The sequence below is a fragment of the Xanthomonas sp. NCPPB 901 genome (genome assembly GCF_056725085.1).
On the sequence record NZ_CM161511.1, the window covers coordinates 662,095 to 686,919 of the forward strand.

At 71.6% G+C, this 24,825-nt stretch carries 18 protein-coding genes; 8 read left to right on the plus strand and 10 right to left on the minus strand.

Annotation, left to right across the window (positions count from 1 at the left end):
* Positions 1 to 278 precede the first annotated feature (278 nt).
* Together AC1PME_RS02825 and AC1PME_RS02830 are read left to right on the plus strand one after the other, a co-directional pair.
* A complete protein-coding gene (locus AC1PME_RS02825) occupies positions 279 to 1,301 on the plus strand; it encodes an NAD(P)H-quinone oxidoreductase (RefSeq protein WP_254460182.1) in 1,023 nt (340 codons plus the stop codon).
* Between the two features lie 316 nt (positions 1,302 to 1,617).
* A complete protein-coding gene (locus AC1PME_RS02830; RefSeq protein ID WP_481098058.1) occupies positions 1,618 to 3,996 on the plus strand; it encodes a DUF3772 domain-containing protein in 2,379 nt (792 codons plus the stop codon).
* Positions 3,997 to 4,119: 123 nt separating this feature from the next.
* Here AC1PME_RS02830 and AC1PME_RS02835 read toward each other — a convergent pair whose 3' ends face one another.
* Positions 4,120 to 5,811, minus strand: coding sequence for an ABC1 kinase family protein (locus AC1PME_RS02835; protein WP_254460184.1), 1,692 nt, complete (start codon positions 5,809 to 5,811; stop codon positions 4,120 to 4,122).
* Between the two features lie 419 nt (positions 5,812 to 6,230).
* Here AC1PME_RS02835 and AC1PME_RS02840 point away from each other — a divergent pair, with 419 nt between their 5' ends.
* On the plus strand, positions 6,231 to 6,371 hold the full coding sequence (locus AC1PME_RS02840; protein ID WP_481097231.1) for a hypothetical protein: 141 nt from the start codon (positions 6,231 to 6,233) through the stop codon (positions 6,369 to 6,371).
* An 85-nt stretch (positions 6,372 to 6,456) separates the two neighbouring features.
* Complete coding sequence (locus tag AC1PME_RS02845) at positions 6,457 to 7,605, plus strand: XAC2610-related protein (RefSeq protein WP_481097232.1); 1,149 nt, start codon at positions 6,457 to 6,459, stop codon at positions 7,603 to 7,605.
* A gap of 214 nt (positions 7,606 to 7,819) precedes the next feature.
* Here AC1PME_RS02845 and AC1PME_RS02850 read toward each other — a convergent pair whose 3' ends face one another.
* On the minus strand, positions 7,820 to 9,445 hold the full coding sequence (locus tag AC1PME_RS02850; protein ID WP_481097233.1) for a dihydroxyacetone kinase subunit DhaK: 1,626 nt from the start codon (positions 9,443 to 9,445) through the stop codon (positions 7,820 to 7,822).
* Positions 9,446 to 9,881: 436 nt separating this feature from the next.
* Between AC1PME_RS02850 and AC1PME_RS02855 the strand changes: the two genes are divergently transcribed.
* Complete coding sequence (locus AC1PME_RS02855) at positions 9,882 to 10,790, plus strand: DUF808 domain-containing protein (protein WP_481097234.1); 909 nt, start codon at positions 9,882 to 9,884, stop codon at positions 10,788 to 10,790.
* Positions 10,791 to 11,032: 242 nt separating this feature from the next.
* Here AC1PME_RS02855 and AC1PME_RS02860 read toward each other — a convergent pair whose 3' ends face one another.
* A complete protein-coding gene (locus tag AC1PME_RS02860) occupies positions 11,033 to 12,643 on the minus strand; it encodes a GGDEF domain-containing protein (protein WP_307548309.1) in 1,611 nt (536 codons plus the stop codon).
* Positions 12,644 to 13,103: 460 nt separating this feature from the next.
* Between AC1PME_RS02860 and AC1PME_RS02865 the strand changes: the two genes are divergently transcribed.
* Positions 13,104 to 13,730 (plus strand): ParB-like protein, encoded by a 627-nt coding sequence (locus AC1PME_RS02865; protein WP_481097235.1) that lies wholly within the window; start codon positions 13,104 to 13,106, stop codon positions 13,728 to 13,730.
* Here the strand turns inward: AC1PME_RS02865 and AC1PME_RS02870 are convergent.
* Entirely contained in the window at positions 13,691 to 14,191 is a 501-nt protein-coding gene (locus tag AC1PME_RS02870; protein WP_481097236.1) for an MgtC/SapB family protein, read from the minus strand. The genes AC1PME_RS02865 and AC1PME_RS02870 overlap by 40 nt on opposite strands.
* A 91-nt stretch (positions 14,192 to 14,282) precedes the next feature.
* A complete protein-coding gene (locus AC1PME_RS02875; RefSeq protein WP_254460193.1) occupies positions 14,283 to 15,209 on the minus strand; it encodes a carbohydrate kinase family protein in 927 nt (308 codons plus the stop codon).
* A gap of 559 nt (positions 15,210 to 15,768) precedes the next feature.
* Here AC1PME_RS02875 and AC1PME_RS02880 point away from each other — a divergent pair.
* Entirely contained in the window at positions 15,769 to 16,401 is a 633-nt protein-coding gene (locus tag AC1PME_RS02880) for a Rossmann-fold NAD(P)-binding domain-containing protein (protein WP_481097237.1), read from the plus strand.
* A gap of 331 nt (positions 16,402 to 16,732) precedes the next feature.
* Here the strand turns inward: AC1PME_RS02880 and AC1PME_RS02885 are convergent, their stop codons facing one another.
* The gene (locus AC1PME_RS02885) at positions 16,733 to 17,494 is read right to left on the minus strand and encodes an SDR family NAD(P)-dependent oxidoreductase (protein WP_481097238.1); all 762 of its coding nucleotides are present in this window, start codon (positions 17,492 to 17,494) and stop codon (positions 16,733 to 16,735) included.
* A 162-nt stretch (positions 17,495 to 17,656) separates the two neighbouring features.
* Here AC1PME_RS02885 and AC1PME_RS02890 point away from each other — a divergent pair, with 162 nt between their 5' ends.
* The gene (locus AC1PME_RS02890; protein WP_254460196.1) at positions 17,657 to 17,986 is read left to right on the plus strand and encodes a DUF6172 family protein; all 330 of its coding nucleotides are present in this window, start codon (positions 17,657 to 17,659) and stop codon (positions 17,984 to 17,986) included.
* A 398-nt stretch (positions 17,987 to 18,384) separates the two neighbouring features.
* Here AC1PME_RS02890 and AC1PME_RS02895 read toward each other — a convergent pair whose 3' ends face one another.
* From AC1PME_RS02895 to AC1PME_RS02910, 4 genes are all read right to left on the minus strand, one after another.
* Positions 18,385 to 19,665 (minus strand): DEAD/DEAH box helicase, encoded by a 1,281-nt coding sequence (locus AC1PME_RS02895; protein ID WP_481097239.1) that lies wholly within the window; start codon positions 19,663 to 19,665, stop codon positions 18,385 to 18,387.
* A 320-nt stretch (positions 19,666 to 19,985) separates the two neighbouring features.
* Positions 19,986 to 21,557, minus strand: a complete 1,572-nt coding sequence (locus tag AC1PME_RS02900; protein WP_481097240.1) for a M4 family metallopeptidase — start codon at positions 21,555 to 21,557, stop codon at positions 19,986 to 19,988.
* 1,502 nt (positions 21,558 to 23,059) lie between these two features.
* Positions 23,060 to 24,478, minus strand: a complete 1,419-nt coding sequence (locus AC1PME_RS02905; protein WP_481097241.1) for a dihydrolipoamide acetyltransferase family protein — start codon at positions 24,476 to 24,478, stop codon at positions 23,060 to 23,062.
* Positions 24,475 to 24,825: an SH3 domain-containing protein gene (locus tag AC1PME_RS02910; protein ID WP_481097242.1), complete on the minus strand. Its 351-nt coding sequence runs from the start codon at positions 24,823 to 24,825 to the stop codon at positions 24,475 to 24,477. Before AC1PME_RS02910 ends, AC1PME_RS02905 begins: the two co-directional genes overlap by 4 nt.

The following is a 24,825-nucleotide window of genomic DNA, read 5'->3' on the forward strand; positions in this document are numbered from 1 at the left end:
CCCGCGCGTCGCGACTGACGTCGTTCCCACAGGGTTCACCGCGTGGCGATTGTCATGCGGTTCTCCGGGGTGGTTGCACCGTCGGAGCGGCTTCGGCCGCGACCGGGCGTTCCCGGCAATGCCTGTCGCGGCTGAAGCCGCTCCGACGCAATGCCGGGATCTGCTGTTGCGGCAAACATCGCCGATCGTCACGGACCACTCAGCGCGGAAGGTCGATCATCGTGGTTTCCCCACGCGCCTGCGCCTGTGTGCGCCGCGCGCTCTGCCAGGACCCCGCCATGTCCCCGACCCACGCCGCCGCGTTGCCCGACACCATGACCGCGATCGAGATCCGCCAGCCCGGTGCGCCCGAGGTGCTGGTGCCGGTGCGCGTGCCGCTGCCGCATCCGGGGCGCGGCGAACTGCTGGTGCGGGTGGCCGCGGCCGGCGTCAACCGGCCCGACGTGATGCAGCGCCAGGGCCTCTATCCGCCGCCGCCGGGCGCTTCGCCGCTGCCGGGGCTGGAGTTCGCCGGCGAGGTGGTCGGCCTGGGCGAGGGCGTGGAGCGCTATCGACTGGGCGACCAGGTCTGCGCGCTGGTCGCCGGCGGCGGCTATGCCGAGTACGCGGTGGTGCACGAGCGCAACGCCTTGCCGGTGCCGGCGGCGCTGAGCCTGACCGAGGCGGCGGCGGTGCCGGAAACCTTCTTCACCGTGTGGACCAACGTGTTCCAGCGCGGCCGCCTGCAGTCCGGCGAGACGTTGCTGGTGCACGGCGGCACTTCCGGCATCGGCAGCGTCGCCACCCTGCTCGGGCGGGCCTTCGGCGCGCGGGTGATCACCACCGTGGGCTCGGCCGACAAGCGCGCCGCCAGCCTGGCGCTGGGCGCGGAGGCGGCCATCCTGTACCGCGACGAGGACTTCGTCGCCGAGACCCAGCGCCTGACCGGCGGCCGCGGCGCCGACGTGATCGTGGACCTGATCGGCGGCGACTACCTGGCGCGCAACTACCAGGCGGCGGCGCTGGACGGGCGCATCGTGCAGATCGGCATCCAGCAGGGCAAGGTGCGCGAACTGGACCTGATGCCGCTGCTGGCCAAGCGCCTGACCCACACCGGCTCGACCCTGCGGCCGCGTTCGGTGATGGAGAAGGCGGCGATCGCGCGCGAACTGGAGCAGCATGTGTGGCCGCTGCTGGCACAGGGCCGGATCAAGCCGCAGGTGGACCGCTGCTTCCCGCTGCAGGAGGCGGCGCAGGCGCATGCGCTGATGGAATCCAGCGCGCACATCGGCAAGATCGTGCTGACGACAGCAGCGCAGTGACACGGGGGTCGGTCGCGGCTACCCGGTGCCGTCGTAGGAGCGGCTTCAGCCGCGACGGGCATTCCCGGTAAAGCCCGTCGCGGCTGGACCCGCTCCTACAGGCGATTCCGGTCGTGATGGGGGCAACACTTGGTCGCCACCGTGCGCGCGCTGGTGTCCCGCGCCCCTCGCACCACGCGTCCCGGCACCCGCCGCACCCGCCGCTGGCCCGGTTCAAGCGCCGCGCCGTATAGTGCCGCACGCGCGGTGGTCCGCGCTTGCCCGTGCCGGTCCCTGCGTGCGCCTGCTGCCCCGTTCCGCCTCCTCGTCGTCCCTGTTGCGTTGCGTCCTGCTGCTGTTGTGGCTGTGCGCGGCCGTGGCCTCCGCCCAGCCGCAGGACGTCGACGACGCGCCGCCGGACCCGCAGACCCTGCTGGACAACGCCGCAAAGGCGCTGAAGGACGCGCGCGGCCAGGAAGTGGACGTGGGCAACCAGGCCGCCTTCCAGGATCTGGTCGCCCAGGTCTCCAATGCCGCCAGCGATGCGCAGAACGCCGCCGAGGCCCTGTCGCAGCAACTGGCGCAGGTCAATGCGCGCCTGCAGCAGCTCGGCCCGGCCGCCGCCGGCGACTCTCCCGACATCGCCGCGCAGCGCAAGGCGCTGACCAAGCAGCGCGACAGCCTGGACTCGGGGGTCAAGCGCGGCAAGCTGATGGTGGTGGAGGCGCGGCAACTAGCCGACGACATCGAACGCGCACGCGCCGAGCATTTCAGCCAGGAACTGTCGCTGCGCTCGCCCTCGCCGCTGTCGCCGGCGCTGTGGAAGCAGATTGCCGACGACTTCCCCGACGACCAGGCCAAGCTGCTGGCCCTGTACACCCTGGGCGCGCAGTCGCTGCAGGCCGCGATCGCCGAGCACGGCGCCGGCGCGCTCGGCGTCGGCATCGCCATCGCGTTGATCCTGCTGTTCCCGCTGCGCTACCTGCTGCGCTGGCTGGGCAAGCGCTACGCGATGTCGCGCGCGCCCGGCAGCCGCCTGCGCCGCTCCGGCCTGGCGATCTGGTTCCTGCTGCTGGGCACGCTGACCCCGGGCCTGGCCGCGTTGGCCCTGGCCGAGAGCCTGCGCAGCATCGATGCGGTGCCGGAGCGGCTGGACGCGGTGCTCAACGGCTTCGTGGTGGTCAGCTTCGCCGCCGCGTTCATGGGCTCGCTCGGCGCCAGCGTGCTACTGCCGAACCAGCCCAGCTGGCGCCTGTTCCCGATCGACGACGCCACCGCGCGGCGCCTGCGCAAATACACCTGGGCCACCGCGGCGCTGGCCTGGCTCAGCAGCATGCTGCTGGTGGTCAACCAGGCCGCCCGCACCAGCGACTCGGCCACCGTGGCCGCCGACGGGGTGATCGCCCTGGTCTACGGTGTGCTGATCCTGGCCACCCTGACCAGCCTGTCGCGGCTGCGCCGGCGCCAGTACGCCGAGGCCGCGGCGCAGGCGCTGGCCAACGAACAGCCGCCGCCGCCCGGGCAGCATGGCGGGGCGCTGGCGCTGATCGGCGTGCTGATCAAGGTCGCGGTGGTGGTGGCGCTGCTGGCGGCGCTGCTGGGCTATCTGCATCTGGGCCTGTTCATTACCCGGCAGATCATCTGGATCACCATGATCGTCGGCGCGGTGCGCCTGCTGATGACCTTCGCCGACGACTTCGCGCTGTGGCTGTTCGCCAGCGAAGGCCGCATCGGGCGCGCCGCTAACGGCGCCTTCGGGGTGCGCTCGAGCAGCCTGGAGCAGGCCGGGGTGCTGACCTCGGCGCTGGTCCGGGTGGTCTTGCTGCTGATCGGCATCGGCGCCTTGCTAATGCCGTTCGGCACCAACGTCTCGATCGTCTCGGACTGGTTCTCGCTGCTGTCCGACGGCATCCGCGTCAGCGACAAGGTGGTGCTGTACCCGGGCGCGATCGTCCGCGCGGTGCTGGTACTGCTGCTGGGCCTGGGCGTCATGCAGTACCTGCATCGCTGGCTGACCCAGACCTACCTGCCCAAGACCGAACTGGACGACGGCTCGCGCAACTCGATCAGCACGGTGGCGCGCTATGTCGGCATCATCCTGGCGGCGTTGTGGGCGCTGGCCGCGCTGGGCATCGGCCTGGAGCGGATCGCGCTGGTGGTCAGCGCGCTGTCGGTCGGCATCGGCTTCGGCCTGCAGTCGATCACCCAGAACTTCGTGTCCGGCCTGATCCTGCTTGCCGAGCGCCCGGTCAAGATCGGCGACTGGATCAAGATCGGCGACCAGGAGGGCGACGTGCGCCGGATCAGCGTGCGCGCCACCGAGATCCAGGTCGGCGATCGCTCCACCCTGATCGTCCCCAACTCCGAACTGATCACCAAGACCCTGCGCAACATGACCCTGGCCGGGCCGCTGGGCCGGGTGCAGATCCAGTTCGCGGTGTCGCTGGGCACCGACGTGACCAGGTTGCGCGCGCTGCTGCTGGAGCTGTACGCGGCGCACCCGGGCGTGCTGGACGACCCGGCGCCGTCGGTGTTCATCGACTCCATCGCCAACGGCCACGTCACCCTCAACAGCTTCGCCTATGTGGCCTCGCCGCGGCTCACCTACGGCACCCGCAGCGAACTGTTTTTCTCCCTGCTGCAGCGCCTGGCCGAGGAGGGCATCGCGCTGGAATCGCCGCAGGAAGTGAAGCTTCTACGCGATCCGCAGGAGTAGCCGGGACTGGGGATTCGGGATTGGTGGTGCGCGAAGCGGCGTTGGCCGCCAGCTGCCGGCGCGGCAGGTCGCGGCTGAAGCCGCTCCTACGATTCCCCAATCCCGATTCCCCAATCCCGGCTTTCAGCGCCTACCGCGCTCCTCGCGGGCGTGCGCGCGCCGGTCGAACAGCACCGCGCTGGCGATGATGCCCAGCCCCAGCACCACGCCCAGCAGGAACAGCACCATCGCAATCGCCGGGTAGCCGAACAGCTTGCTGCCGGTGTCGATGCGCATCATCTGCGTGGAGGCCAGGATCAGCGCGGCGGTGACGATGCCGGCGGCGACGCGGTTGGCGATCTTCTGCAGGCTTTCCATCAGCCGCGATTCCTCCAGCCCGGCCACGCGCACCTGCAGGCGGTTTTCCGCGGCCAGGGTGAGGATGTCGGAGATGCGGCGCGGGCCCTCGCGCAGCAGCGCCTGCAGTTCCATCGCCTCGCTGGCCAGGTTGGCCGCCGACAGCGACTTCTTCAGCCGCGCGCGCATCACGTGCTGCAACTGGTCCTCGACCACCACGCGGGTGTCCAGGTGCGGCGACAGCGCGCGGCACACCGCTTCCAGGTTCAGCAGGGTCTTGCCGAGCAGGCTCAGTTCGGGCGGCGTGCGCAGCCCGTAGGCGGTGGCGATGCGCACCAGGTCCAGCACCACCCTGCCTTCGGACATGGCGTCGTGCGCCGCATAGCGGGCGATCATCTGCCCGGTCTCGCGCTGGTAGCGCTCTTCGTCGAAATCCTCCAGGCGCGTGCTCAGCGCGATGGTCTCCTCGGCCACTTCCTCGCCGCGGCCGTCCACCGCCGCGAACAGCAGCTTGAGCAGGCGCTCGCGCAGTTTCGGCGGCACGTGCGCGACCATGCCCAGGTCGAAGATCGCCAGGCGCCCGTCGGCGAGCACGCGCAGGTTGCCCGGATGCGGGTCGGCGTGGATCTCGCCGTGCACGAACATCTGGTCCAGGTAGCCGCGCACCAGCGCCGCGGCCAGCTCGTCCATCGGCTGCTCGGTGCGGCGCAGTCCGGAAATCTTGTCAACGCGCACGCCTTCGGCCAACTGCATGGTCAGCACCCGGCGGCTGCACAGGTCCCACACCGGCTGCGGCACCCACAGCTGCGGGAACGGGCGCAGGTGCTCGCCGAAGCGCGCCAGGTTCTCGGCCTCGGCCTCGTAGTTCAGTTCGGCCAGCAGCGCCTTGCCGAACTCGGCCAGCCAGTCGGCGAAGCGGATGCGCCGGCCCAGCCCGGTCAGCTTGTCGGCGGCGCTGGCGAAGCTGCGCAGCACCTCCAGGTCCGAGCGCACCTGCGCGGCGACCTCGGGCTTTTGCACCTTGATCGCCACCGGCGTGCCGTCGCGCAGCGCGGCGCGGTGCACCTGCGCCAGCGAGGCGCTGCCCAGCGGGGTGTCGTCGAAGGCGGAGAAGGCCTTGTTGATGCCGACGCCCAGCTCGGCCTCGACGATCTCGCGGATGCGCTCGCTCGGAATCGGCGCGGTGTTCTCCTGCATCCGCTCCAGCGCGGTGGCGAACTCCGGCGGCACCACGTCCGGGCGCGTGGACAGCATCTGCCCGAGCTTGACGAAGGTCGGGCCCAGCGCCTCCAGGTCGGTGACGAACTGTTCCGGCGTGCCTTCCGGCGGCAGCGCGTGCTCGCCCTGGGCGGTCTCCATGTCCATGCCGGAAAACACCCCGGAGCTGCGGTAGCGCAGCAGCAGGCGCAGGATCTGGGTGCGGCGGCTGAGGCCGCCGATCACGTGCGGTGCGTCCGCAGCGTCGGGCGTCGCGCTCAAGGTGGGCTCCGGGCAGGCGAAAGGCAGCCACGAGTGTGGCGACGGCCGGGTCGTCGCGCGGTGAATCCCGCGTCGTGCTTCGCCTGTTCGTCGCTGACGGGGCGGGAGGGCCGATGGGCGTTGCCCATGCGACAGGCGCGATCCCGCGCCGGTCGCCGTGCAGGTGGTCCGCCGTTATCGGCGCGCCCCCCCGGGGGCGCTGGCGATGGCGTCCTCGGCATGGTCGGGCGGCGTATCCTGCCGCGTTGCGATGGCGCGTGCGGAAGGTGCGGAGTGCGGCGGAGCGAACGGGCGATGTCGATCGGGGGGCATCAGCGCCATTCCTCGTGGCGCGGCCCTCGGCGCGCTGCACCAGAGAGCGCGCCATCGGACGGCGCGATGCGCGCACAGGCACGCGCTGTCGGCGCGGCTGTCGCCCGATGAGCAGGCGCCGGCTCACGTTGCTGGCGGCGGTGGCGGTCCTGGCGCTGCTGCTCATGGCCTGGCTGGGCGACGCCGGCGCCGGCATCGCCACCGAGGTGCGCAGCGCCCTACGCGCCTTCGCACGTGCGCTGTTCTGACGCGCCGGCGGTCGGCAGCCCCTGTTCCGATGCCGCGACCGGGCTTACCCTGGGCATCCGCTGTCGCCTGCCAGGATGCGCCGCCATGTCCGTCGTCGTTTCGCCTGCCGTCCGCCGTGCCGCCCTCGTTTTCGCGTGCGCGTTGCTGGCGGTGCTGCTGTCGGCGACTGCGACCGCCGCGACCGCGACCCAGCGCTCTGTCGGCGAGGATTTCGACGCCAAGGCCTTCGCCGCCGGCAAGCGTCGCAGCTACGACCTGCAGGACTTTTCCGAGCGCTACCGCGCGACGCTGGAAATCGAGGACAGCGACGGGGTGTTCCGGCCCGGGATCGTGCGCGTGTTCGCCCGCGGCAACGCCACGCCGCTGCTCGAGGTGGCCTCCTCGGAGCTGGTGCTGGACACCGATGGCAAGAGCGGCAAGGTCAAGGCCAACGTGCACGAGCTGCCGTACGGCGAGCAGAGCGTGCTGATCTACGACGATTTCAATTTCGACGGGATCAAGGACCTGGCGGTGATGGACGGGCAGAACAGCTGCTATCACGGCCCGTCCTACCAGGTGTACCTGGGCACCGCCGACGGCTTCGAGGCCAGTCCCGGCTTCACCGAACTGGCGCAGAGCAACTGCGGCCTGTTCGAGGTGGATGCGCAGGCGCGCAAGCTCCACACCATGACCAAGGACAGCTGCTGCTGGCACCAGTACGCGACCTATTCGGTCCGCGGTGACGCGCCGCTGCTGGAGCGCGAAGTGGTGGAGGATGCGCGCAGCGAGGGGCCGGGCCTGGCGCAGGAGACGGTGTACCGCGACCGTGCCGGCAAGCGCGTGGCCGACACGCACTACCTGTGGGACGAGCAGGGCGGCACCACCACAGGCGAGCGCAGGATCCTGCTCGAGTTCCGCCTGGCGCCCGCCGGCAAGCGCATCGTGGTGTTCGCCAATGTCGGCGACGGCGCCAGCAGCCAGCCGTTCTATGCGGCGCTCGGCGCGCAGCAGCGGGTGGACCTGCTGTATCCGGACGCGCAGGGCGAGGCGATGGACTACGCCGCCGACCGGCACGTGCTCCGCTTCGCGCGTGGCGACACCACCTACCGCATCGTCGGCGATGCGCACGGCGTGCCGCAGCGCATGGAGGTGGTGGTGCGCGGCAAGACCCAGGCGTTGGCGCTGCAGCCCGGCTCGGCGCGCGGCTCGCTGCAGGCGGTGGCGCAGGTGCTGGAGGCCGCGTCGGCGGAGTAGCGGGCTGTGGCGCGATCCGACCGGGCAGCAGTCGGGACTGAAGTCCCTCCCACAGGGCACGCGGCCAGCGCATGGCAGGCCCGGTGGGGCGGCCTCCGGAAACCTCTGGGCACGGACACGTATCGGTAGGAGCGGCTTCGGCCGCGACAGACGTTCCCGAGAACGCCGGCCCCACGCCTGCCGTGCGCCGCGTTTGCCGACCTGAGCGGCCGATTCACCGCCACGCTGCGAACGCCCGCGCCACCGCTTCGGCGCCGGGGTCGATCACGCCGCGTAGCGCCTCCGCCGGCACCGCGGCGGCGCGGCCGGCACCGGCGCGGGTGAGCCGTGCGGTGGCATCGGCGCCAGTGCGGGCGGCGTGCGCGGCGGCGTCCACGCCGGCGCCCTGCGCCAGCGCCTCCAGCGCCGGCAGCAGCGCATCGAGCAGGGTGCGGTCGCCGCGTTGCGCGCCACCGTAATGCTGCATCCGCGCCACGCCCGCCTGCAGCGCCTGCATCCAGTCGTGTCCGTCGGCCAATGCGGCGGCGGCGGTGGTGAACAGGATCGACAGCAGCACGCCGCTGGAGCCGCCCATGCTGTGCTCGATCGTCGCCGCCAGGCCGCGCGCCAGCGCGGTGGCGTCGCCGGTGGCCAGTGCGTCGTCGTCCAGCGCCTGCTGCAGGGCGCGCGCGCCGGCGGCGAAGGTGCTGCCGGCATCGCCGTCGCCGCTGCGTGCGTCCAGCGCGTCCAGTTCCGCCTGTGCGGCGATCAGCGCCTGTGCCACCCGCGCCAGCGCCGCCGCGCACTGCGCATCGCGCGCGCCCTCGCGATGGCCGGTGTCGCGCCGCAGCGCCGGTGCGAAGCACTGCGGTGCATGCGGCACGCGCACGCCCGGCCAGCCCAGGGTCTGCACCGGCGCCTGCAGCGCGGCGAGCACGTCGGCATCGGCCGGCGCGAGGGTGATCGAGAACCCGTGCATGTCCATCGAGGTCATCAGCGCCGCCGGCAACGGCATCAGTGCCACCCGCTCGACGCCGATGCGCTGCAGCGCCAGCCGCGTCAGCACGCCCAGTTCCTGCGTGGAGCAGCCGCCGAGGTCGTTGAGCATCAGCACCAGCGGCGCGTCGGTGCCGAAGCGGGCATCGGCCTGCGCCAGCAACGGATCCAGCACCAGCGCCAGCGCCTCCTCCACCGAGGCCGGCTGCACCGGGCGCGCGCCCGGCTCGTTGTGGATGCCCAGGCCCAGTTCCGGCGCGCGGCGGCCGACGTGCTGGCCAGGCACGCTGCAACTGGACAGCGCCATGCCCAGCGACAGCAGGCGGTCGGCGAAGGCCTGGCCGCGCTGCGCCAGTTCGGCCAGCGCCACGCCTTCGCGCGCCAGGTGGCCCAGGTACTTGTGCACCAGCACCGTGCCGGCGATGCCGCGCGGCTGCACGGCGTCGGGCAGGGCGATGTCGTCGGCGACCAGCACGCTGGCCACGTCGATGCCCTCGGCGCGGGCGCGCTCGGCGGCCAGGCCGAAGTTGAGCCGGTCGCCGGTGTAGTTCTTGATCACCAGCAGCACGCCGGGGGCGTCGGCGCAGGCGCGGATCGCCGCCAGCACCGCCTCCACGCCGGGCGAGGCGAACAGGTCGCCGGCGATGGCGCCGCTGAGCATGCCCGGGCCGACGAAGCCGGCATGCGCCGGTTCGTGCCCGGCGCCGCCGCCGGACAGCACCGCGACCTGGCGCGGATCGCGCGCAGCCTGCAGCACGATGCGGGTGCCGCTGCCGGCCTCGGAGAGCAGCAGCGGTTGCAGCATGGCCGCGGCCGCGAGCACGTCGTCGACGATGGCGCGGGGGGCGGTGAGGAACTGGTCCATGGCATCTCCTTGGCGGTGCGTGGCGGGACTGCGCCGCAGCGTAGCCGAGTGCGGGTGAGGCGGCGGCGCGCGGCCGCGGCGAACGGTCTCGGCGAGAATCGCGCCGACCTCGCCGACCTCGCCGACGGGCACCCACATGGCCCGTCCCGGCCTGTTCACCTTGCCCGGTGTGCTGGCGTCCGCCTTGGACGAGGCCGCGCGCCGGGTGCCGGCGCACGCGGTGCTGGTGGTCGGCGCGGCGTCGGCGATCGACGCGGGGCACGCGCCTCTTTTCCCGCCCCCCGTCCGAAGGGGGCATCACGTCGCGTCACGCCGACCGTGCAGCGCCCGCGCACGGCGATGGGGAAACACGCGGCGGCAAGCGTTTGTGCGGGCGGCAGCCCACCGCGCGGCGGAATCGGCGAGAATCGTCGCTCATCCCGAATGGAATCCCCGCATGGCCGGCGCCAGCCTGTTCACCCTGCTCGACGACATCGCCACCCTGCTCGACGACGTGTCGATCCTGACCAAGGTCGCGGCCAAGAAGACCGCCGGCGTGCTCGGCGACGACCTGGCGCTGAACGCGCAGCAGGTGACCGGGGTGAACGCCGACCGCGAACTGCCGGTGGTGTGGGCGGTGGCCAAGGGCTCGCTGCTCAACAAGGCGATCCTGGTACCGGCGGCGCTGGCGATCAGTGCCTGGCTGCCGTGGGCGATCACCCCGCTGATGATGATCGGCGGTGCCTTCCTGTGCTTCGAAGGGGTGGAGAAGCTGGCGCACCGTTTCCTGCATTCGCAGGAAGAGGACGCGCAGCGGCGCGCGCAGCAGGTGCAGGCGCTGGCCGACCAGCAGATGGACGTGGTGGCGCTGGAGAAGGACAAGGTCAAGGGTGCGATCCGCACCGACTTCATCCTCTCGGCGGAGATCATCGTGCTGTCGCTGGGCGTGGTCGCCGGCGTGCCGTTCGTGCAGCAGCTTGCGGTGCTGGTGGCGATCGCGCTGGCGATGACCGCCGGCGTCTACGGCCTGGTCGCCGGCATCGTCAAGCTCGACGACCTGGGCCTGTACTTGAGCCGCAAGGGCGCCGCCGCCGCTTCGATCGGCCGCGGCATCCTGTGGCTGGCGCCGTGGCTGATGCGCACCCTGTCGATCGCCGGCACCGCGGCGATGTTCCTGGTCGGCGGCGGCATCCTGGTGCACAGCATCGGCCCGCTGCACCACGCCATCGCCGGCCTCGCCCCGACCGGCGGCCTGGGCAGCCTGGTGCTGGCGGCGGGCAATGCGGTGGTGGGTATCGTGGCCGGGGCCCTGGTGCTGGGCGCCGTGTTGGCGTTCCAGAAGCTGCGCGGCAGTCGCGAATCGTAACGGCTGGACACCGGCGGGATGTTTTGCGGGGGCGCCGCCTTCCTGGATTTCTTGCTTTGATTGCTAGGAGCGGCTTCAGCCGCGATCGGGTATCCGGGACCGCCCGTCGCGGCTGAAGCCGCTCCTACGGCAGATCGCGATTTGCCGTCCATGTACGTGCGTACCTTCTTCGGAGGGATCGGAACTTTTCCCGGCAGATCGCTTGACAGCGGGTGTGCTCAGACACCATTCCCGATTCCCAGCTACTCCGCTGAAATCACCCGGTTCTTGCCCGCCTTCTTCGCCTCGTACAGGGCGAGGTCGGCGCGGCGGATCAGCGCGTCCTGCGCTTCGCCGGGCTGGCGCAGGGCCACGCCGGCGCTGAAGCTGACGAACACGCGCTGGTCCTCGTGTACCACTGCGCGCTGGGCCAGGGCGCGCTGCACCCGGGTCACCGCCGCGCTGGCCTCGAAGATCGTGCAGTCCGGCATCAGCAGCACGAATTCCTCGCCGCCGAAGCGGGCGATGGCATCGCTGGCGCGCAAGGTGGTGCGCGCCACCTCCACCAGGTGGCGCAGCGCGCTGTCGCCGCCGGGATGGCCGTAGGTGGCGTTGAGCTGGCGGAAATCGTCCAGGTCCAGCATCGCCACGCACAGCGGTTGCGCGCTGCGCTCGGTGCGCACCAGTTCGCGCGCGAACAGGTCGTCCAGGCCGCGGCGGTTGAGCGCGCCGGTCAGCTGGTCGACCCGGACCAGGCCGCTGACGTCCTGCAGTTCCTGTTCCAGGCGCAGGATGCGTTGTTCGGCCGCCTCCACCTCCTGGCGTGCGGTGATCAGGTGGTCGCGCGCGCGCAGCGCCTGCTCCTGCACGTGGCCGGTGTCCTGCAGCACTTCCTGCAGCAGGCGGTTGAGGTCGGCGATGCTGCGCGCGTCGCGGATGGTCTGCGAGTAGTCGGCGATGCGGTCGTGGAATTCGCCGGTGCTGACCGCCATGCCGTCCAGGTCCTCGACGAAGGTCAGCATCAGCTCCTTCATCGCCTGCTTGGATTCGGCGATGCCCTGCTTGAGCAGGCCTTGCTTGTAGATCACCTCGCGCAGGCTGCCGCGCGCCTCCTCGATCGAGTAGCGGTCCAGCGGCCCGGCGATCAGGTCGCGCACCACCGCGATCTGGCCCTGCAGCCAGCTGGTGTCGTCGAGCAGTTCGCCGACGTTCTCCAGCAGCAGGTCGAACAGGCTCAGCAACAGGGCCTGCTGCTCCTGGCCGTCGCTGGCGCGCAGCGCGATCTGGTGGCACAGCTCGCGGACCTGCTGCGCCACCGGGTCCAGCGGTTGCCCGGGACGCCACTGGCGCAGCGCCTCGCCGCTGGCCTCGGCCTCGTTGGCGAGTTCGGGCAGGGTGTGCAGCAGCGCCGCCAGCGCGCCGGCCACGGTCTGCCGCAGCAGGTCGCGCAGGCGCTCGCTGTCGCTGGGGCCGGCCAGCGGGTCTTCGACGTCGATGGTGCGGATGTACTTGTCGATCAGCTGGCGCAGCGCGCGGCCGTAGCTGGGCCAGTCGCCGCTGCTGGCCGCCGATTGCAGGCGCCGGCCCATGTCGCCCAGCTCGCCGTGCAGCGTGGCCATGCCGTCGGCGAAGGCGCCGAGCAGGTCCAGCGGCGCGTGCGCCTGCTGGAACAGGCGGATCAGCGCGGCGGTGGCGGCGGCCGGGTCGGTGGCGGCCAGCGCAGGCGTTGCCGCAGGGGCGTGCTTGTGCCCATGGCCGTGCCCATGCGCGCGCGCCGGCAGCGCCGCAGCCGGCGTCGGCGCCGGATCGCGCCGGCGCGGCGACAGCAGCTTGCGCAGTCCGCTGATCGGCGGCTCGTCGCGTTGGTCGGCCATGCCAGCCGGTTCCTCCCAGGTCAATGCGCCGCCGATGGTGGCGCTCAGGACCTGGATATCGGCGCTGGCGCCGCGCGCTTGAGCCGGCGGGCGGCGTGTCTGTGAAGCGCACTCCATTGCCGTCGCACCCTCACCCCCGGCCCCTCTTCCGGGGGGGAGAGGGGAGCACCGCGGGCAGGCGGCGGAATTCGACGGAGCGGCCGCCCGTTTCCTTCTCCCTCCGGGAGAAGGTGCCCCGAAGGGGCGGATGAGGGTCGGGGGCGCTATTGCGGCGTCTGGAAAGATGGCTTCCTGGCCGTCGCACCCTCACCCCCGGCCCCTCTCCCGGGAGGAGAGGGGAGCACCGAGAAAATCGGGCGTGTCCTGGCGCTGTGCACGACGCGCACGACGCTGGCACTCTGGCGGCAGGCCTGCCGCGGCGCCGGCCGTGCCGCGCCCCCCACCGCCACGGAGACTGAGCATGGCCGATCCCCGCGAACCGCTGCTGCATCCCGTGCCGATCCTGTCCTTGCGCCCGACGCAGATGACCGTGGGCATGCGCGAGGTGAAGGAGAAGCGCAAGCGCTGGCGCGCGCAGGCGTCCAGGCACAAGCAGGCCGAGTTGCTCGGCACGCACACGATTCCGGTGGTGCTGGGGCCGGACGGGCGCTACTACGTGGTCGACCACCACCACCTGGCGCGGGCGCTGCACGACGAAGGGGTGAAGGACATCCTGGTCACGGTGATCGCCGACCTCAGCGTCGTCGACAAGGACGCGCTGTGGCGCGTGCTGGATCATCGCCGCTGGGCCTATCCCTACGACGCCAAGGGCGAGCGCCGCGCCTTCAAGGACATGCCGACGTCGATCGCGGACATGAAGGACGATCCCTATCGCAGCCTCGCCGGCGAGGTCCGGCGCGCGGGTGGCTACGCCAAGGACACCACGCCGTTCAGCGAATTCCTGTGGGCCGACCTGTTCCGCCGCCGGCTGCGGCGCCGCGACATCAAGGAGGACTTTTCCCGCGCGGTGGAGATGGCGCTCGCGCTCGCCAAGAGCCGGGACGCGAGCTACCTGCCGGGCTGGTGCGGGCCGTCGTCCGACGATTGATCGGGCGTCGGGGCACGCGCCGGCTTGCCGCCCAGCGCCGTGTGCAGGGCGCGTTCGACGCGGCCGCCGAACAGCAGGATGACGAATGCGATGCCCAGGGACACCGCCACGATCTGCCACTGGCCGGCGCCGCACAGGATCCCGATGCAGGCGGTGAGCCAGACGCAGGCGGCGCTGGTCAGGCCGTGCACCCGCACATGCTTCCGGGTGTGATAGATAACGCCGGCGCCGAGGAAGCCGATGCCGGTGAGGATGCCCTGGATGACGCGGCTGCCGGCGTCGGTGAAACCGCCCCTGCCGAGCGGGTCGGCCAGCAGCACCACCATCGCGGTGGCCAGGCCCACCAGCCCCAGCGTGCGGATCCCGATCGGCTTGCCGTGCAGGTCGCGGTTCAACCCGATCGCCGCACCGGCGAGGGCGGCGATGCCCAGGCGCACGGCGATGTCGGACAGGTCGATCAAGGCAGGTCTCCCGGTGGATGTCGCGCCGTGGGCGGCCGGCCCATCATAGGGAAACCGGCGGCGGGCGTTCCGTGCAGGCCGTCGGCCGGCCTCAGAGCGCGGCGCGGACCTCGTCCAGGCTGGGCGGATTGGCGCCGGCGCGGGTGCAGTTGATCGCCGCGGCGGCCACGCAGAACTGCAGCAGGCGCTCCAGCGCGGCCGGCTCGCTGCCCAGCGCCGCCAGCGCGGCGGGGTCGGGCAACTGTTGCAGCAGCGCCGCCTGGAAGCTGTCGCCGGCGCCGACCGTATCGGCCACCTGCACCACCCGGCCGGGCACGCGCGCTTCGCTGTCGCCGCGCCAGGCCACCGCGCCGTCGCCGCCCAGGGTCATCACCACCAGCGACGGCCCCTGCTGCAGCCAGCTGCGGGCGACCGCGAACGGATCCTGCTGCGGATACAGCAGCTCGATGTCCTCCTGGCTGACCTTGACCACATGCGCCAGCGCGATCCAGCGCGCCAGCCGCGCGCGCCACACCGCCATGTCCGGCTCCACGGTCGGCCGCACGTTCGGGTCCAGCGAGATCAGCCGCTGCCCGCGCTCGCGTTCGGCCAGGGCCTGGAAGGTGCTGGCGGTGGTCTCGGCGACCAGGGTGTAGGAGCCGAAATGCAGGCCGCCGACGCGCGCGTCCAGCACCGGCAGGTCGGCCTCGGTCAGCGCGCGGTCGGCGCAGCCGGTGCCGTAGAAGGCGTAGTTGGGCACGCCGCCGGCGTCGAGCGCGACCATCACCAGGGTGGTCGCCTCGCGCTTGTCGATGCAGTAGTCCAGGGCCACGCCTTCGCCTTCGAGGGTGGCGCGCAGCTGGCGGCCCAGCGGATCGGTGGACAGGCCGGTGAACAGCGCCGACGGCGCGCCCAGGCGGGCCAGGCCGATGGCCACGTTGAACGGCGAACCGCCCTGGCGCGCGGTCATCCCGACCGAGGTGCCGGCGTAGCCGTCGATGAAGATGTCGTACAAGGCCTCTCCGCACACCACGAACATCGAACCGCTCCTCGTCAGATTGCAGCGCGCCGGCCGGCGCGATGGGGCGGCTATTGTGGCGTACCTGCTGCGGCGCGGCGACCGGGTGGGGTGTCGTGGGCAGGGGGGTGTAGGAGGGACGCCTGGCTGGCGGCCGTACCCTCATCCGCCCCTGCGGGGCACCTTCCCCCGAGGGGAGAAGGGAGGGGCCGCGCATGCCTAGCCCCTCTCCCCCCCGGGAGAGGGGTTGGGGTGAGGGTCGGGGCGCGCAGCGCCTCATGGATGCCGGGCGCCAGTCGTCCGGCAGCGTGCTAGTGGGCTTGGTTGCACGCTGGCGTGCAGGACGGATGCCTGGCTGGCGGCCGTACCCTCATCCGCCCCTTCGGGGCACCTTCCCCCGAGGGGAGAAGGGAGGGGCCGCGCATGCCTAGCCCCTCTCTCCCCGGGAGAGGGGTTGGGGTGAGGGTCGGGGCGCGTAGCGCCTCATGGACTGGCACCCGCTGCAAACAGACCACCCACGGCGCCTTTCCGCCGCCCCTGCGATAGTCGCCGCTCCTCGCCAGTCTCCAAGGACATCCCCATGAAGATCCTGCTCGCCGGCGCCACCGGCCTGGTCGGTGGCCACGTGCTGACCCAGTTGCTGGCCGAGCCGGCCTGCAGCGCGGTGATCGCGCCGACCCGGCGCGCGCTGGGCCTGGCCCATCCCAAGCTGCACAACCCACTACTCGACTTCGATGCGTTGCCGGTGCAGGCGCCGTGGTGGCAGGTGGATGCGGGGATCTGCGCACTCGGCACCACGATGCGCCAGGCCGGCTCGCGCGAGGCGTTCCGTCGGGTCGATCACGCCTATCCGCTGGCGATCGCGCGCCTGCTGCGCCAGCACGGCGCCGAGGCATTCGCGCTCAACTCCGCGCTGGGGGCGGATCCGCATTCGTGGGCGTTCTACAACCGGGTCAAGGGCGATCTGGAGAACGACCTGCGCGCGCTGGCCTACCCGTCGCTGACCCTGGTGCGGCCGGGCCTGATCGGCGGCGAGCGCGCGCAACGCCGTCCCGGCGAACATGCCGCCAGCGTGGTGCTGCGGGCGCTCGGGCCGCTGCTGCCGCGACGCTACCGGATCAATCCGGCCGAACGCATCGCCGCGGCGCTGGTCGCGGGCGCGCTACAGCCGCGTCCGGGTGTGCAGGTGATCGACGCGGCGCAGTTGGTCTAGGGGCTGGGATTGGGGAGTGGGGATTCGGGATTGGAGGGGATTCGCGAGTCGGTAGCACTACGTGTGTTGATGCATGTTGAGACGCTTCGCCGTGGATCGCCTCCTTGCGGCGCGACGTCAGGCGACACCGCCACTGCGCCGGGAAAGTCGAAGCTGCGCGCTGCCGCCAGCCAAGGCGCAGGCAAGCTGCAGCTGACACGGCGTTGCGCGCCCACCGAGGCGACCGGCTTGGGCCGCGGCGCACGCCGTGTCTCAACGCGGCACAGTCCGCTTCGTGCTCGCCTCACCGTGCAATAACACGCTCCAGCCGTGCGCGTGCGCACGACCAGCCTCAGGCGCCCAGCGACTGGCCGCCGTCGACCGCCAGCACCTGGCCGGTGATCCAGCGCGCCTGCGGCGAAGCCAGGAACAGCGCCGCGTTGGCGATGTCGTCCAGCGCGCCGAAGGCACCGAACGGGATGCTGGCGCGGATCTGCCGGTACAGCTCCGGCTGCTGCTGGCGGCGCTGCTCCCACAGGCCGCCGGGGAACTCGATGGAGCCGGGCGCGATCGCGTTGACCCGGATCCGCTCGCGCGCCAGCTGCGTCGCCAGCGTGGTCGTGTAGTAGTTCAGCGCCGCCTTCGCCGCCGAGTACGCCGGTACCCGCGGTGTCGGCCGCAGGCCGTTGATCGAGCTGATGTTGAGGATGCAGCCGCGGCCGCTGGCGCGCAGCCGCGGCAGCGCGGCGCGATTGCAGCGCACCGCGGCCATCAGGTCGATGTCGAAGCCGGCCTGCCAGCTCGCATCGTCGTCGCCATGGCCGTAGCCGGAGGCGTTGTTGATCATCACATCGATGCCGCCCAACGCGTCTGCGGCCTGCGCCACCCAGGCTTCGATCTGGGCGGCGTCGCCCAGGTCGCAGCACTGCGACACGACCGGGTGGCCGTGGCGCTGCAGTTGCGTGGCGGCGTCGGCCAGCGGCGCGGGGCTGCGCGCGCAGATCGCCACCGCCGCGCCGTGGCCGGCGAAGGCGTCGGCGATGGCCAGGCCAATCCCGCGGCTGGCGCCGGCGACGAGCACGCGGTATCCCGCGAAGGCGGACGGATCGGTCATCGGTGGTTCCTCCTGCGTGGCCGTGGGGCGTGCGTCGATTATCCGCGCATTCCGCAGCGCGTGGCCGCTTCTGGCACCATGGCGGCCCGTCGCACGCGCCGCGTGCCGGTGCGCCCGCCGCGGTGCGATGGCCGCCGCATCCCCTTTCCAGGATTTCCCGCAGTGAAGAAGACCTACCGGCTCCGCATCGAAGGCAAGCATCCCGACCGCCTGCTCGACGCCGCCAAGCACGACATCCGCAAATACATCCGCCGCGAGCGCCGCAAGACCCTGCCCGCCGGCGCCGACTACTGGGACTTCGACACGCTGTTCGGCACCGAGGAGGCCACCGCCGCGGTGCTGCCGCCGGCCGAGCTGCTGCGTGCGGTCGACGCGCTGGTCGCCGCCGGCGGCGATCAGTTCTACGTGGAGATCCGCAGCCGGGCCTGCACGCGGCCGCCGCGGGCCAAGGGCGGCCAGGACGAGCGCGAGCACGATCCTTTCGAGGACTGAGCCCGATCCGGCGCGCAGGCCGCGTCGGCGCCGTGCCGCGGCCTGCGGTCCCACCGCCCATCGCCCCTGTGGCGTTGCCGCAGCCCGCGTTGCGCGGTCGCGGGATGCTGACAATCACGGGACGTATGTGTAGGAGCGGCTTCAACCGCGACGGGGGCGTTCCCGGTAACGCCCGTCGCGGCTGAAGCCGCTCCTACAGGACAGCCTGGATTCGACTTGCGTGTGGCGAAAGCAGGTGACTTGGGGTTTCCTTGAGACGTCTCTTGCCGGAAACGGTCGCGTTCGTGCGATGACGCAAGGCGCCCGGATGTGTCTGGCCGGAAACTTTTCCCGGCGCGGCACGCGTTGGCGTGGCGACGGATCCGCGCTGATCCGCGGCAAGGCCGACGCGGTGCCGTTCAGCCGTCTGTCGGTGGCTCGCCGCCCTGCGCACGCGCCGCGCGCAGCCTGTCCTTCTTGCTCGGCCGCTTGCCCTTGATGCCGCCGGTGGAGGGGGCCGCTTCCGTGGCCGGCGCTGCGGCCGGTGCCGGCACCGGCTCGAAACCGGGAATGCGTTCCCGCGGCACGCGCACGCCCTGGCGTTTCTCGATCAGGCGCAGATGCGCCGCGCTGGCCGCGTCGACGAAGCTCAGCGCCTGGCCATCGGCGCCGGCGCGCGCGCTGCGGCCGATGCGGTGGGTGTAGTCGGCGGTGGAGCGCGGCAGATCGTAGTTCACCACCACCGGCAGCGCGGCGATGTCGATGCCGCGTGCGGCCAGGTCGGTGGTCACCAGCACCCGCAGCTGCTGTTGGCGGAACGCGTCCAGGGTGCGCTGGCGCCGGCCCTGGGCCAGTTCGCCATGCAGCGGCTGCGCGGCGATGCCGGCCTTGGCCAGGGCGGCGGCGACCTGCTCGGCGCTGCGCCGGCTGGCCACGAACACCAGCGCCCGCGGCCAGGCCTCGTGTTCCAGCAGATGCTGCAACAGCGCCAGACGCCGTCCGCTGTCGACCTCGATCGCGCGCTGGCGCAGCGTCGCCGGAATCGGCGCGGCGTCGGCGGCGTCGCCGATCCGCCGCGGCGCGCGCAGCAGGCGCGCAGCCAGCGCCGCGATCGGTGCCGGCATGGTGGCCGAGAACAGCAGGGTCTGCCGCATCGGCGGCAGCAGGCGCAGCAGCCGCTCCAGTTCGGCGCCGAAGCCCAGGTCGAGCAGGCGGTCGGCCTCGTCGAGCACCAGGTGCGCCACCGCGTCCAGTTGCAGCGCGCGCTGCTCCAGCAGGTCGAGCAGGCGACCGGGCGTGGCCACCACCACGTCGGCGCCGCCGCGCAGCGCCAGCATCTGCGGATTGATCGAGACGCCACCGACCGCCACCACCACCCGTGGCCGCCGCGGCAGCTCCAGGCCCAGCGCGACGAAGGTGTCGGCGACCTGCACCGCCAACTCGCGGGTCGGCACTAGCACCAGCACGCGGGCGGAACGCGCTGGTCTGGCGGCCTGCGCGCAGGCCTGCAGCAGCGGCAGCGCGAATGCCGCGGTCTTGCCGGAACCGGTCTGCGCCATGGCCAGCAGGTCGTGGCCGGCGACGATCAGCGGCACCGCCTGCTGCTGGATCGGCGTGGGCGTCTGCCAGCCGGCACGCGCGAGCGCGGCGGCGAAGGCGGGATACAGCGCGGGCGACAGCCCGAGGGAGGCGAACGGCATCGGGGGGCGGGCAGGGCGCGGGAGAGACCGCACAGTATCGCCGACCCGATGGAAACGCGGCGTCCGTTGCGACGTGGCGCCGCCAACGGTGGCGCGGCCGAAGGACGCTGCCCAACGCGTTCTCTACCAGGGTGCAGGTCGCGCTGCGGGAGCGGCTTCAGCCGCGACGGGCGTTATCGGCAATGCCTGTCGCGGCTGAAGCCGCTCCTACGAGGGAACAGCGAGATCGTCTGTTCCCCACTCCCCATTCCCCATTCCCCATTCCCGAACTGCAACGCACGGCCATCCATCGCCGATGGCCGTGCGCGCTGCGCCGGACGTTACTGCGTGCAGCTCACGCCGACGGCGGCGAAGGCGTTGCGCACCGCGGTCACCGAGCGATTGAGGTCGCTGGCGGCGGTCTGCACGCCGCAGGCACCGCTGTTGAAGGTGGTGCTGGGCGTCCAGTACAGCTGGTTGGCGCGGGCGAACACTTCGAAGGCGCTGCGCGTATTCCAGCCGGACGTGGTGGCCAGGGTGTAGAACGCCTTGTTGTAGACGCCCGAGGAGTAATGCACGTCCATGCCGCTGCGGTAGTTGGCGGCGTTGTCGATCGAGCTGCCGTCCTGCGTCGGGTTGGCCATGTAGCGCAGCGCGCCGTTGGACTTGAAGATCTCGGTGCCGACCTTGAAGTCGTTCGTGCCCTTGAGGTAGTACTCGGTGGCCTCGCCGGCCATGTCCGAGAATGCCTCGTTGATGCCGCCGGACTGGTTGGAGTAGGTGAGGTTGGAATGCTGCTCGGTGAAGCCGTGCGAGACCTCGTGGCCGGCGACGTCGGCGCTGACCAGCGGATAGAAGCGGGTGTTGCCGTCGCCGAAGCTCATCGTCGAGCCGTCCCAGAACGCGTTCTCGTAGCGCGTCCCGTAATGCACGCGCATCACCAGCTGGAAGGTCAGCGGCGCCACGCCGACGTAGCTGCGGTACATCTTCTCGATGACGCCGCCGAAGTAGTGCGCGTCGTTGATCGGCGAGTAGGCGCCGTTGATGGCCTTGTAGGTGTTGCGCGAGCAGGTGAACTGGAAGGCGGTGGTGCCGGAGCTGCCGCCGTTGAGGTTCACCGACTTGACGTTGGTGTTCTGCATGCGGCAGTTGTTGTCCACGTCCAGGAAGCCGTGGATGCTGTCGCTGCCGTACTCGTACTGGCCGGTCTTGGCGTTGCCGCCGGGGCCGGTGGCGTCGCGCGTGGTCAGGCCGTCCCACTGCTTCAGGATGGCGCCGCTGCGCGCGTCCACGATCACGAACGGCCGGCTCGGCTCACCGCCCTGCGGCGCATCGGCGAAGAACGACACCACGTAGGCCAGGTGCGCGCGGTCGCTGTCGTCCAGATAGATCATCTGCGGTGCCTGTGCGCGTTCGAGGCGGCGGTTGGCCAGCGTGGCGCCGAGCGCGGCGCGGCGGGCCAGCGTCAGTGCGGCATCGGCCGACAGCGATGCGCTGGCGGCATTGGCGGCGGTGGCCGGCAGTTCGCTGGCCAGCCCGGCCACCGAGCGGCCGAACAGGCTGCGCACGCTGCCGTCGGCGCGTTCGCTGACGATCACCTGTTCGCCCCACACCGGAATGCCGCGGAAGGTCTGCTGGTAGCGGCGGTGTACGGTGCCGTCGGGATCCTCGCTGCTGCCGAGCAGGGTGAGCGCGGATTCTGCGTCCAGCCCGATCAGTTCGGCATGGCGCACCGCGGCCGCGGCCGGAATGCCGCCGACGCGGGCGGCGGCGCTGCGGTACTGGGTGCCGAGCGTGTCCGGGTTCTTGGCATGCAGGTCCACGCGTTGCGCGGCGCTGGCGGAGGTGGCGGCGAGCGCGAGCAGCAGGGACGGGAGCAGCGCCAACGGGCGATGACGAAGCGGCAGGAGCATGGATGGAATCCTCGAACGTGGGAAGAAAGGACGCGCCGGCGCGGCAGCGAAGCGGCCGTGGCGCGGTGCGTGGCATGACGTCTGCGGCAGTGCGGCCGATCGGGCGCGCTGCCTCCCCCTGTGCAGCGACCATAACGGCGCCGCCGCGCCGCGTGGTAGACAGGTTTTGTTCAGAAATTTGCGTCGTGCGGAGACGACGTGCGCCAGTACCGCGATGTGGGATGTACGGTCGAGGCGGGTTGGCGCGCCATCGCGGTGTGACGTGCAAGACCGACACGCGACGTCTGCAGCGCGATGCGTGCAGCGCCGGGCAGTCGTGCGGAAGACCGCAGAACACACGCGTGCCTCTACGTCATCTCCGAGGCATCCGCCGCAGAAGGGCGTGAGTCCCGACGCCGTTTTGTTCGTCGCGTCGGGACTGAAGTCCCTCCCACAGTGGCGGTGCATCTGCTGCGTCGGGCGCAGCAGATGTACCGTCTGGTGTCACGCAGGTCGGGCGATATGTGCAACGACCGCACACCGATGCGATCGGCAGATCGGCAGCACCGATCCAAGAACGCCCCGTAGCGTCTGGTCGCTGCACTGTGGGAGGGGCTTCAGCCCCGACGCGCTGTGCCGGACTTGCTTGGGGATCATCCCGCGAGGTGGAGAAGACCGCAGAAAACACACGCGCCTTTACGTCGCCTCAGAGGCATCCGCTGCAGAAGGGCGTGAGTCCCGACGCCGTTTTGTTCGTCGCGTCGGGACTGAAGTCCCTCCCACAGTGGCGGTGCATCGGCTGCGTCGGGCGCAGCAGATGCACCGTCTGGTGTCACGCAGGTCGGGTGGTATGTGCAACGACCGCACGCCGATGCGATCGGCAGATCGGCAGCACCGATCCGAGAACGCCCTGTAGCGTCTGGTCGCTGCACTGTGGGAGGGGCTTCAGCCCCGACGCGCTGTGCCGGACTTGCTCGGCGGGCATCCCGCGAGGTGGAGAAGACCGCAGAAAACACACGCGCCTCTACGTCGCCTCCGAGGCATCCGCTGCGGAAGGGTGTGAGTCCCGACGCCGTTTTGTTCGTCGCGTCGGGACTGAAGTCCCTCCCACAGTGGCGGTGCATCTGCTGCGTCGGGCGCAGCAGATGTAGCGCCTGGTGTCAGGCAGGTTGGCTGAGGTGCAACGGATGCACGCCGATGCGATCGGCAGCGTTAATCCAAGGACGCTCCGTAGCGTCTGGTCGCTGCACTGTGGGAGGGGCTTCAGCCCCGACGCGCTGTGCCGGACTTGCTCGGCGATCATCCCGCGATGTGGAGAAGACCGCAGAAAACACGCGTGCCTCTACGTCGCCTCCGAGGCATCCGCTGCAAAAGGGCGTAAGTCCCGACGCTTTTTGTGCGTCGCGTCGGGACTGAAGTCCCTCCCACAATGGCGGTGCATCGGCTGCGTCGGGCGCAGCCGATGCACACAGACGCACCGCCTGGTGTCAGGCAGGTCGGCGGCTACGCAAGGCGGCCGGCACTCAGGCCGGCAGTGCCAGGTCGTCGATCATCGCGCGCAGGAAGCGCGCCGCCTCGCCGCCGGTGCAGGCGCGGTGGTCGAAGCTCAGCGACAGCGGCAGGACCTTGTGCGTTTCCACGCCGCCCATCACCGGCACCAGCTGGTGGCGGGCGCGGCCGGCGGCGACGATGGCCACGCAGGGCGGCACCACGATCGGGGTGGCGTAGCGGCCGGCGAACATGCCGAAGTTGGACAGCGAAATGGTGTAGCCGCTCAGTTCCGAGGCCGGAATGCTGCGCGCCTCCACCTGCTGGCGCAGGCGGTTGATGCCCTCGCGCACGCCGCGCGCATCGAGCATGTCGGCATTGCGCAGCGCGGGCACGAACAGGCCGTCGTCGGTGTCCACGGCGATGCCGATGTCCACGTGCGCGTGCAGGGTGCGGGTCAGCGCCTCGCCGTCGAACCAGGCATTGAGCGCCGGCACCGCCTGGCAGGCGGCGACGATCGCGCGCACCAGGCGCCCGGTGGTGTCGTTGCCCGGCGTCCACGCGTGCAGGTCGGCATCGTCGTTGAGCGTGGTCAGCACCACCTGGCGCTGCGCCTCGGCCATCACCCGCGCCATGTTGCGGCGCACGCCCTTCAGCGGCTCGGGCTGGCCCTGCACGACCACGCCCGGCGGCTGCGTGCGCATCGGCTTGCCGGCGGCGGAGAGCGGGGTGCGCGCGGACGTGGCAGGTGGCGTGGGGGGGCTCGTAGGCGCGGCTTCAGCCGCGACGGCGGGACTGCGTGGGGGCGCGGCTGCAGCCGCTCCTGCAGTCGTGCCCGCCTTCGCCGAGCCATCGGCCGCGGCCTGCTTGACGTCGGCCAGGGTCACCGCGCCATCGGCGCCGCTGGCGCGCACGCGGCTGAGGTCCACGCCCAACTTCCTGGCCAGGGCGCGCACCGCCGGCATCGCGCGCACGCCGCCGACCGACACGGCTCGCTCGCTGTGCACGGTGTTGGAGCTCTGCATCGCGCCGACCACGGTGCCGGCATCGTCGCGTTCGCCCGCGGCCTGCGCGTTGTCGGCGTCGTGCCGTGCGCCGCCGTCGTCGGCCGCCGTGGTGTCGCTGCCGGCGCCTGTGCCGGACGCGGCCGGGGCCGCGCCGCCGTGGTGATGGCCGGTGTCCTGGCCTTCGGCGCGCTGCGGCAGATTGGGGTCGGGCGAGAACTGCGCCAGCATGCTGCCGGTGACGACGATGTCGCCCGGTGCGCCGGCCAGCTTCAGCACCTTGCCGGATACCGGCGAGGGCACTTCGACCACCGCCTTGGCGGTCTCCATCGCCACCAGCGGCTCGTCCAGCCGGATGGTGTCGCCTTCCTTGACGAACCACTCGACGATGGTGGCGTCGGGCAGGCCTTCGCCCAGGTCGGGCAGGTTGAAGCTCTTGGTTTCGCTCATGTGGTCTCTTCCAGCAGTTCCAGGTCGCGCGCCGGCAGCCAGCCCTGCGTGCCGTCGGCGCGCTCGGCCCACCACCAGTCGCCGTATTCGTGATGCAGGATGACAGTGTCGCCCTGCGCGGCATCGAGTTCGCGCGCATCGTAGTCGCGCAGCGCCACGGCATGGCCGTCGCCGGTCGGCTGCAGCCACGTCAGCGGCGCCCAGCCGGCGCTGCCGGCGGCGCCGGTGATCCAGACGAATGCCGGCCACTCCTCGTCGCGCACGCCCAGCACGACCCGCTCGCCGGTGGCGATGCGGATCGGATGCGGATAGGCGGCGCGGTAGTCGCTGATCAGACGTGCGTGCAT